This window comes from Deltaproteobacteria bacterium CG11_big_fil_rev_8_21_14_0_20_49_13, from assembly GCA_002796305.1.
GTDB lineage: Bacteria > UBA10199 > UBA10199.
Map to the genome: position 1 here is coordinate 23,152 of PCWZ01000010.1, position 10,158 is coordinate 33,309.

The following is a 10,158-nucleotide window of genomic DNA, read 5'->3' on the forward strand; positions in this document are numbered from 1 at the left end:
TGAGAGGTTCCGAAGGCATCGTTTATGTAGATGTCGCAAAGAGATGCAAGTTGCTTTGAAAAGTTGTCATCGTTTCTCTCTTCTTCGGCATGGAAGCGTAAGTTTTGAAGGAGCATCACCTGCCCGGGCTCCATGTCCTTAGAGAGCTTTTTTATTGCGTCGCCAACGCAGTCTTCAGGGAATATTACCTTCTTATTTCCGAGGAGTTCAGAAAGCCTTTCGGCAACAGGCTCCATCGAATACTTCTCTTCGAAACCCTTTCCTTTTGGACGCCCCAGATGGGATCCCAGAATGACTTTGGCGTTCTTCGAAAGAGCATACTCGATGGTCGGCAGGGCCGCGCGGATGCGCGTATCGTCCTTGATCTTTCCGTCTTTCATCGAAACGTTGAAATCAACGCGAATAAAAACGCGTTTGTTCTCTATGGAAAGCTCATCTATATATTTTATGGTCATGGTGTTGCGGTCGTTACAATTTTTCTCCGATATATTTTGCGAGGTCCATCAACCTGCAGGTGAAACCCCATTCATTGTCATACCAGGCAAGGACCTTAACGAGGTTCTCGTTCGTCTTTGTCAGCGTTGCGTCGACGGTGCTCGAAACAGAGGTGCCGATGAAATCGCAGGAGACTAGTTCTTCTTCGGTGTAGGCAAGAATGCCTTTAAGCGTCGATTCGGAAGCCTTTTTGAGCGCCGCGTTCACCTCTTCTGCCTTGACCGATTTCTTCATGAGGCAGACGAGGTCTACGCAGGAGACGTCCGGCGTAGGCACCCTTACCGCAAATCCGTCGAGCTTGCCCTTAAGCTCGGGGAGCACCAGACCGACCGCTTTTGCGGCCCCTGTCGTCGTCGGGATCTGAGAGACAGCCGCGGCGCGTGCGCGGCGAAGATCTTTATGAGGGCCGTCCATAACGCGCTGGTCGTTCGTGTATGAGTGGATGGTCGTCATGAAACCGCGCTCGATGCCGAAGTTTTCATGAAGAACCTTGGCTACGGGTGCCATGCAGTTAGTTGTGCATGATGCGTTGGACACGATATTGTCGGTAGCGGGGTTATATGCGGTGTGATTGACGCCCATCACGAATGTCTTGCATTCTCCCTTTGCAGGGGCAGAAATTATGACCTTTTTGGCGCCGGCGGTAAGATGGGCCTTGGCTTTTTCGGGGTCCACAAACTTGCCTGTGCATTCAAGGACGACATGAACGCCGTCCGCCTTCCATGGGAGCTTTGAGGGGTCGGTCTCTTTTGTAACTGGAATGGTCTTGCCGTTAACGACAAGGGCGTTCTCTTTGGCCTCGACAGAGAGGTTGGCCCTGCCAAAGACCGAGTCATATTTTAAAAGGTGGGCCATCGTCTTGACATCAAAAAGGTCATTAATTCCAACGAATTCCACCTGCGGGTCGTTCATGGAAAGCCTTAAAGCGGCGCGTCCTATACGACCGAAACCGTTGATAGCAATTCTTGTGGGTGACATAGATTCTTTCCTCCTTATTCTGATGGAGGGGAACGACCGGCTAAGAAGCCGTTTTTCCCCAAGCCCCTCGGCTAACCGCTGGCAAAGTCAGCCGGTTGGCCGCTTTATTTTAAATAGACGGCGGGTTTATACACCAATTGTTAAGGTAGTCAAGCCTAAGCAAATAACTTTATGGATCGCCCCTTACATTCAGGGCATATAAATCCCTCTGGCCGCCAGCTATGAGATGCGATCGGAGTTGCCTGAACTTCTCCGCCAACCCAGTTTTCACGTTATCAATCTCCTTGAGATTCTTGGGCACGATCAGAGCGGTGCCAAGCATTTGCAAACCGTAACGCCCACAGCCTCTGGGGATCCAAGCAAGGCTCCTGCACCAGATAAATCGATGGTCTATCTGGAATCGTTGGAGGAGATTGCCAGCATAACCAACCCGCATGTCGTCGATGCAGCTGATATGCTACTGCAGCGTTTTTATGCACCGGTAGTGTCTATCCCAAAGCGGACCAGGGTTTGATGATACTAATTGACGATGCGTATACGTTAGCCCAGGATGGATCCGACTGGGAATATGACGTTTTGGAAATCATTGCAGAGAAAGCTCCAGATAAGTTCAGCGGACCCGCTGGTGACTATCTGCAGCAGCTCGACGAAAAATAGTTTTCACGCAAGAATTATTGGGAAATCCACTTCTCTAACGCTGTGTTGTCGGACGTATCTCCCGATTCCCAGGGCGATCACCATGTCGTCGTGCTTGCCGCTCTGGGCCTCGGCCTTGCCCGATCGGGACCAGCAGAAATTCAGAAGCTCGTTGACGGTGCGGATTCCTTGGACGCCGCCAACCCCCTCGCGCAGGTTTTTGTCCAGTTCGTCGATCAGGAGCGGCCGTGTCAGGGGATTGGTCGGAAAGCCGGGCTCGGTTCTTCCCGGTTTGAGCGGGTTCACGTACTCATAGATGCGCGGATAATCGTTGTCGGCATTGGTATTGGAGAGGGAATGGATGCTGTCAGGAAGTATTTTCCCATTCATATTGTTGAGAGCGATCCCGAAAAACTGGAAACGCATCTTGCATCTCATCCATAAGTCTAAGCCATAACCATGTCGCCAAGCGTGCCGACGGATGGGACATCAAGGCTATTGCTCAAAAACCGGACAAGGGCGCAAATTCCTTTGAATTAATGAATTCTGGGGACAACATGTCTAGCCCTTTCTTAAACTTCTCATGATCGGCGGCTTCTCCATTTGATTGGTGGTCCTGCATGTGTTGCCTTATTCCCTCAACTCCCTTGGCAATATCACCCCGCGTCCCTTCGTCCGAGTGCAAGTGCCATAACGCATCAAAACGCAACAGTTCTGTCAAGATTGACCTAGTAAATTCCTTAGGCAGGACATGGTCTTCAAAGACAAACGGACCTTGGAACGCTAACTTGGAAACCTTGTTGGCATCGATAAACCCGTCGTAAGTTTCAACTGACTTGCCCCACATCTTCCTTTTGTTGTATAGTGCAAGGAGCCCCGTGACATGGTCCTCTGTTTTTGGGTCGAGCTCGAACCTGCGCTTTAGCCAGAATAACACATCTTCATCATTATTTCGCAGTCCGCTAAGTATGGCCATATTGCCGTTAATTTCTGGGTCATTTCCATTAACTGCAAACGCCTTTGAAAGATACCGGAATACCTCATCTAATTTCCCATCTTCAATGCTAAAAAGCCCCAGATTCATATTTATCTGCGGATTTGCCGGCTGGATCTCCGCGCCCTTTCTGAGGAGCGCGATCGCCTTTTCTCTATTCCCTGAATAAAGCGCGGTCACCGCGGCGCGGCTAAGCACATTAACGTCGGATTTGTCAACGGCGAACGCGTGTTCGAAATAGGCCATTGCCTCTTCAGGCTTATGTTTGTTATTCAATAAGTCGCCCATCATTATATTCGCGGCGATATTATCCTTGTCAAGCTTAAGAGCCTCTTTCAAATCGGCCACCATCTTCTCATTATCTGTCGGATCGCCCAGCGCCGCCCTCTTGACAAAATAAAGCGGTTCGGTTCTGCAGTCTTTTTCGCCGTCATCAAATATCTTTAAAGCCTCTTCTGTCCGTTTGGCAGAATAAAGCGCATTGGCGGCGTTTATATAATAAGCGCATCCCATTTCAAAATTACTATTACCTAACATCCGTGTTTTTTGATACAGGTTTTCTATTGGCCTTATATATTCAGAAGGATCTCTCCACTCTTCGACCGCCTTCGATATTTTTTTTGCCACATCGTCAAGAAGATTCATATTTTCGAACATCCTGAACTGCCTTAAACTCCGGCGCTGTGCGTATCTTCCAAACGGCGCGTCCGATGCCCTGCCCTTCCACGACATGGTCGGATCAAAATGTCTGACGCGCCCGTTTTTCGATCTTAAACCGACGATAGCGTGGCCCATGAACTGAACGGCAAGCAATCCCTCCACCAGAGGAACTTTATAATGCCAGAATTCGCTCCAAGCCTTTTCAACATCCATGGCAGACAGAGACTCCATGAATGGCTTTAATCCCGCATGTTCAAAGAAAGCAAATACGACCTTTGAACGCTCGGTGCAAAAACCCTTATGATCCCTTATAACGGTATCCGCATCGGTTTCGATATCAGCGTCCTCTTTTATTGTAGAAAGCCCAAAACCGCCGTTCGCCTCCAGCCACTCCGCAAAGTCATCAAGACCGTTAAGGTAAAGATCCTGCGACATATTATTCCATGCCCATGAATCTTTGGAACCCGCATCGAATTCCGATTTTAGGGGGACATAGGCCAAATAAAAAAGCCCGACAGCAAGACGCTCATCAAATTCGCCGGTCCCGTTTTTCAATCCGTTCCCGGTGAGAATAGCCCGAAGAAGAGATATCGCAGAATCCAGCTTTTTGAGCGCCTCTTTATCGGTGATCGTCCACGACGGGAGAGAACCGCTCATCTCTTTTATCAGCTCGGGATACTCTTGGTAATTATCAAAGAGGACATCGGCTATTCCTTCGCATGACATCTTACGATCGTTATTTTTTACAACGCCATCCTTCAAAAGGACGCTAAAAACATCCCTCCATTCCTTGGATTCGCATTCCAGTTTAATCGCCATCTCTGCCTCCAAGATATTCTTCGGACCTCTTTGCATCCCCCTCTAGCCTATAAACCGCGCTTAGATTGGATCTTATGGCTTTTTTGTCCTCACTTTTCGATGCAAATCCCAGCGCTTTCAACAAACACGTTTCCGCCTTTTTAAGCTCGCCGAAGAAGAGTATTGCGTTTCCAATGTTGGAATATGCTTTCATGAATATATCGCCGGTTTTGATCGCCGCAGTTCCGGTCAGCGGATATTTTTGCATACTATCTCTTAAATTCTTGTCGAGTTCTTCTATCCCATCAATACCCATTGGCACAAGTTTAGTGACAGAGCTGTATTTGGCCGTAAATATGCCAAATATGTCTACAGCCTTGGGTATGTCTCCTGCCATTGCATAGGCATATCCAAGGTAGTAGATGGTTTCATCGTTTGCCCAGAGTCCCGGAGAGGTCTGGACTCCCTTTAACAACATTTCGCTAGCGCTCTTGTAATCACCTTCCATTAAACTGATCTTTCCAAGGTTGAAATAGGCCAAACCGGTGTGGGGGCTCAATTCAACTACCCTCTCAAAGTATTTTCTCGCCTCGACAAGATCACCATCATCGAACAACTTCGAACCAAGGGCAAACATTATAAACGGATTTTTGGGATCCCTTGCGAGCAATTCCCTGAACGACGATATGGGCCTCCGCCTTTGCTCATTCTCGCCTTTTACTTTTGAACCGGTATCATTGGATGATAATAGGACGGACATCATATTGCCGAAAAACTTGACGCCTTGATTGTCTGAATCGACGAGCCTATCTACGTACTCCGCCACAAGTTTATTGTCGCCTACAGATATGGCGGCAAGGCTTAAATACATAAGACAGATCGGAGGAGCGGAACTGGTATCATCAACATTCAATAGAAGCGCCGCAACCTTTTTATTGTCCCTGTCCATATACGGAGCCGCCGCATAAATGCGCAAGTTACACGAAAAAGATGTTAGATCGTCTCCATACTGCAACGCCCTTTGAGCTTCTCCGCTTGCCTGATAAATATCCAACTGTTTTTCTGTCACGAACGATCGATTCATGAGCCCGAAATAGGCCGCCAGGCTCAAGACATGCCTAAGGGTAACGGGATAATAATTTTTCTCTTGAGCTTTTTCATCACCGTCCGGAAAATAGACCCTGCCGCCGATCAATGCTCCGATATCGCTTGTGGACCTAAGTCCGAAAGAATCCGCAGTTGCGTTGGTTTCAAACACAGTCTCATTCTCAACAAATTGGGGTTCAAGTCCCGCCCTGTGATATATGCCATACAAAAGATATTGTTCTCCTATGCCGCCTTCCCACTCAAGCGATTCCAGACCGGTAGTACCCCACAATGTAGGAATGATCCTATTATTGCGGTAAAGTCCCAATCCCCCATTTTTCACTAGATATTCTATGAAATCGGTCAGTCCCGCGGTTTTCAGCCCATCCATAGCGCGCATTATATCATCTTTACTCTTCTGCGAAAGAAAACGCCACACATCATGCGTAGGAAAATAAACATATCTTTTGATCGCAGTTGCGAGCAATTTTTTATACTCATCGGAGCCATGTATCTTTCCAAGCTTTATAAGGATCTCGTCGATCTTTGCCTTTGCATTATCAACGGATGCGATCACACGATCTGAAATCTCTTTCTGGCTTCCTCCCGCCTTTAAAGACCAGTATAGGGGCGCCTTTAGATGTCGTTCCAGCGGGTCCTGAAATTTCTCCCAGTTCGCGCCGGAGAGAGAAAATTCCAGCACATCCTCCGACCTTATCTCACAATCATTCGCTCCTTTTACAAGAGGCGGTTCCTTGGGATTCTTATAGTTCACGGCCCTGTATCCGTAGGAATCATAATCTTCGTCTTTAACGCCGTACTTTCCATTTAACTCAAGATACAGAGCGCATATCGGCGATTCCTTCGGAATGACGACATTGTATGAGGCGCAGGTTGGCATATGCGGTCTCCCCCATTTTTACGGTTTTTTAAACAGCGGATTCTTTGCGATGAAACAATCGGCATAGAACTCGGAGCCGTATGACCATGTCTGGAACGATATAAAACGTCCGTCACCGCTGATGTCTGGAGATCCGCTATTATCATTCACTTCTCTGCCACCGTCTTTTGCCTTGCTCACCCTTGCCGTTTTGCCGCTTTCGGTATCGCACACGAATACGTCTGCCACACCATTCGTGTCATCCGGAGTTAACTCTTCGGTGGCATCAAATGCCACATATCTGCCGTCGACGCTTATTGCCGGAAGTATCCTGCTGGAGTAGGTGCCTTCATTCCATTTTTCATGAGTGACAATGCCACTGCACTTTTTGTACGCGTCTTTATCTGCATCGAGTGTAAAGATCTTCCACCAATCGCTGTCGCTGTTAGGTGTTAAATTGGTCGCCTGCGACCAAAACACTGCTGTTTTACCATCCGCGCTGATACGAGGCGTCCCGCTGTTCCCGTTGGCGCCAGCGCTCAACATTTTTATCGCACCGTCGGCCATATTCCTGATAAAAATATCGTAAGATCCGTTTTCATCCTTGGAGGCGACTAGATTGTCTGCCCATGAACCGAAGACGACCGATCCGCCATCTCCGCTGATGGACGGCGCTCCGCTTCCGCCGTTCGCGGTCCACCCGTCATATGCCACGCTGGCGCAAACCGTCTTTTTCGACTGGCGGTCGTGTATAAAAACACTGTCGATCCCGCTGGTGCAGGGGGGCGCCAGATTGGTCGCACTTGAGTTAAATGCTACATATCTGCCATCGGCACTAATGCTTGAAACAAAGCTGTTATTATTGGCACCTTCGCCGGACGAGGACACGCTCACATTTCTAGTTTCCTTTTTATCTCTATCGCGGACAAATATATTAGCCTTGCCATTGTTAACCGACCCAATATTCCCAGACACAGACGTAAAAGAAACAGATCTGCCGTCCGCGCTTATCGAAGGTTTATAACTTCCACCGTCAGATTCATTGCCGTCAGAGGCAACGCTGACGCGTTCGGTGCTGTTGTTCTCTCGATCGTATACAAAAATATCTGACAGATCGTTATTGTCACCGTCGATCAGGTCGCTGGCAAACGATTGGAACGCCGCAAATCGACCGTCTGCGCTAAGCACCGCATTAACGCTATTGTTGTTCGGCCTGCTTCCGTCCAGATCGTTCGAAATGCGCTGTATATCAGGATTTTCGAACCCCGGAGGGTCGGTATGATTGTCAACACAACCGACCAAAAAGCTAAACCCGCTGTTTCTGCCTTGCTTTTTTAGTACGAATTCATCCTGCGGCTTAATCGCCCCCCTGTCAGGCGGAAGAGTAGCAATAAGCGCCTCTTCATGGATACAGGTTTCATGCGACGGATCAAACGCCGGTTCATTTAAGCACTGACCGCCAACATAATAACTGAAAATATTTGTTTCGCTCATTTGATATCTCTTTTTTAATGTATGTTTCTACCGATTGGTAGGAAAAATTTGATGCCGGTCTGCAACATGCCATAACATTCACTATTTGTAACACTGCAATACGTTCCACCGCCCAGTGATAGTCCTACACCAAAATTGGCCGTAGAAGGGAAAAGCCGTAATTCCAGTTTTCCCAACGCTAAACCAAATGTTTCCTTAAGTTCATTAACTTGCCCCATAAGACCTTCAGCGCCGATCAATAGCGAAACTCCTGCGCTGCGGTACGCTAGAACGCCAACACCAAGTCCTCCTGCATAGCCGCCAGCTACCCCTTTTTCTCTTTTGATCTTTGTTTCGCCGGTAGCGGGGTCTGTATGCCAATGTTGATCTCCTTCCGATATGGAAGTGCTAAGCACCACTCCAAACTGCGGTGTAATTATGAGCCGATGCCATAGCGGGATATCTACACCCAAAGCAACTTTAACGAGACCGTAATCGTTATTGAAAATGCCGAGATAATCCACCCCAAAATGTAAATTGATCTTATCGTGCACCTTCCTTGAATCGATCGCTCTCTTCACCAGCGCTAACTGCTCAACGCACTTGTCAAATTTTTTCTGCAGTGGTTCTATCTCTTCTTCACTCCCGCGCGCTGATTCCACGAGTTTAAATTTATCGATCACATCTTTTAATACCGTATCTGCCCGCGGCGCAATGTCATCTTTTTCAACAAGCTCTTTCAATAAATCGTTAAGTTCAATCTCAACATCATCCAATATTGCAAAGGCTGTTTTGATGGTTAGTGGCGGCGGTACGCCCTCCGCTAACGGAGTTAACGTTCTATCGCCTAAGTCAGTTCTACCACCCGCTTCTGCCGGTGTTAGCGTTGCCGGCGGAGGGGAAAGCCGCCATGCTGCGCCCAATGCCGGATTGGATATAAGGCTTTCGAGACTTTCGATCAAACTACCAGGTTCAAATGTTCAAATGGCGGTATTTCATCAGAACACTTCAATTCTTTCTTATAATCATCCAGCGTCTTGCCGCCGGCATCTTTGCCACTTTCCTTTACAAAGAGATGGACCGTTTTGGCTTCGTTATTCTCGATATAGACGGAAGAATATTTCTCTACGTCGGAGGGAATGTCCTTTACGATATAATTACCGGCGGCATCTGTTACGGCTATCTGACCGTAATATCTCTTGGCTGTAAAACCGTCGCGACTCTTCCATAGACCATCGCTTTCATAAGCGAATTCTCTGCATCCGAGTTGGAGCTTTACCTCTTTGTCTGCCATATCTCCCCCTTGTTTTTTATTGGATTTTTTTGGATTGAAATTTGGGGAAAGATATTATGCGCGATTCTTATAACCGTGAAACGTCGATGGATTAGCTCAACAATCATCTCTCCCCCATGTTGACTAATGCGACTTCTTTTATCCGCCCTATTCTCTTATGCGGCTTTTGTCAAGAAAAGGTTGCGAAAAGGTTGGAACTCGGAACAGACATCGTATCCCCCTGAGTGGATTTAGCATACACGAGTTCATCTAAAAAGACAGGAGGAAGCTGAGTAATGGCTGGAGATAGATAGCGTCTTTTTGCCCTTCCTGATCGCTATAACATGCTTCCTAACCTCTTGAGATACGGCGTTGGGGCAGTTGTGCGGACGACGGGACATTTCCTCCAGTCCGGCAAGTCCTTTAATCTTCCATCGTCCATGCCACTTACGTACAGTGCTGACAGTGGTGGCAAAACGGCGAGCTGCGGCCTTTTTACCGCGCTCGTCTGCATATAGTACCAGCTTCAACCTTAACTGCTTTGGGTCTTTATAATTTCGCAACATCATGTAATATTCTATCGGGCACATGCTGACCTCCTGTAGGTTTGTTTAATCAACTATCCCTTTATCAGGTTGGTCGGCCTCTGTGCCTATTTTTTATATTCGGCGAACGAGTGAGTTATCCATACCTCACGCGCCGGCGCCGAAGGTGGCCGGTGCGCGTGGGGTGTGGATAACTTTCTTCAACTCCCTCCATTCTCTATCCAATATATACCTTATCCTCTTTAGGGTCTTCGCGGATATGAGTGGGTGATTTGAGGGCATTTATGCCGATAGGCTCATAACATTTTTGGGTAAGTAAAAAATGATGAATACATTGTTG

General features: G+C 47.8%; 9 protein-coding genes and 1 pseudogene (1 of these 10 only partly in view). 1 reads left to right on the forward strand and 9 read right to left on the reverse strand.

Going from position 1 to position 10,158, the window contains the following annotated elements; genetic code table 11:
* Positions 1–455 (reverse strand): annotated as a pseudogene (gene pgk / locus COV46_00585) (phosphoglycerate kinase) (it extends 667 nt beyond the left edge of the window).
* A gap of 13 nt (positions 456–468) precedes the next feature.
* Positions 469–1,473 (reverse strand): type I glyceraldehyde-3-phosphate dehydrogenase, encoded by a 1,005-nt coding sequence (gap, locus tag COV46_00590; GenBank protein PIR18323.1) that lies wholly within the window; start codon positions 1,471–1,473, stop codon positions 469–471.
* Between the two features lie 226 nt (positions 1,474–1,699).
* Here gap and COV46_00595 point away from each other — a divergent pair, with 226 nt between their 5' ends.
* Positions 1,700–1,987, forward strand: a complete 288-nt coding sequence (locus COV46_00595; GenBank protein ID PIR18324.1) for a hypothetical protein — start codon at positions 1,700–1,702, stop codon at positions 1,985–1,987.
* 146 nt (positions 1,988–2,133) lie between these two features.
* Here COV46_00595 and COV46_00600 read toward each other — a convergent pair whose 3' ends face one another.
* The 7 genes from COV46_00600 to COV46_00630 all read right to left on the reverse strand — a co-directional run bounded on the left by COV46_00600 (position 2,134) and on the right by COV46_00630 (position 9,863).
* Positions 2,134–2,535: a hypothetical protein gene (locus COV46_00600; protein PIR18325.1), complete on the reverse strand. Its 402-nt coding sequence runs from the start codon at positions 2,533–2,535 to the stop codon at positions 2,134–2,136.
* Between the two features lie 76 nt (positions 2,536–2,611).
* Positions 2,612–4,582, reverse strand: coding sequence for a hypothetical protein (locus COV46_00605; protein ID PIR18326.1), 1,971 nt, complete (start codon positions 4,580–4,582; stop codon positions 2,612–2,614).
* Positions 4,572–6,548, reverse strand: coding sequence for a hypothetical protein (locus tag COV46_00610; GenBank protein PIR18327.1), 1,977 nt, complete (start codon positions 6,546–6,548; stop codon positions 4,572–4,574). The genes COV46_00605 and COV46_00610 overlap by 11 nt, the downstream gene beginning before the upstream one ends.
* An 18-nt stretch (positions 6,549–6,566) precedes the next feature.
* Positions 6,567–8,021: a hypothetical protein gene (locus tag COV46_00615; GenBank protein ID PIR18328.1), complete on the reverse strand. Its 1,455-nt coding sequence runs from the start codon at positions 8,019–8,021 to the stop codon at positions 6,567–6,569.
* 14 nt (positions 8,022–8,035) lie between these two features.
* A complete protein-coding gene (locus COV46_00620) occupies positions 8,036–8,962 on the reverse strand; it encodes a hypothetical protein (GenBank protein ID PIR18329.1) in 927 nt (308 codons plus the stop codon).
* Positions 8,959–9,294 carry a hypothetical protein gene (locus COV46_00625; GenBank protein PIR18330.1) on the reverse strand — a complete coding sequence of 112 codons (336 nt, stop codon included), beginning with the start codon at positions 9,292–9,294 and terminating at the stop codon, positions 8,959–8,961. The genes COV46_00620 and COV46_00625 overlap by 4 nt, the downstream gene beginning before the upstream one ends.
* Positions 9,295–9,539: 245 nt before the next feature.
* Positions 9,540–9,863, reverse strand: coding sequence for a hypothetical protein (locus COV46_00630; protein PIR18331.1), 324 nt, complete (start codon positions 9,861–9,863; stop codon positions 9,540–9,542).
* Positions 9,864–10,158: the final 295 nt, after the last annotated feature.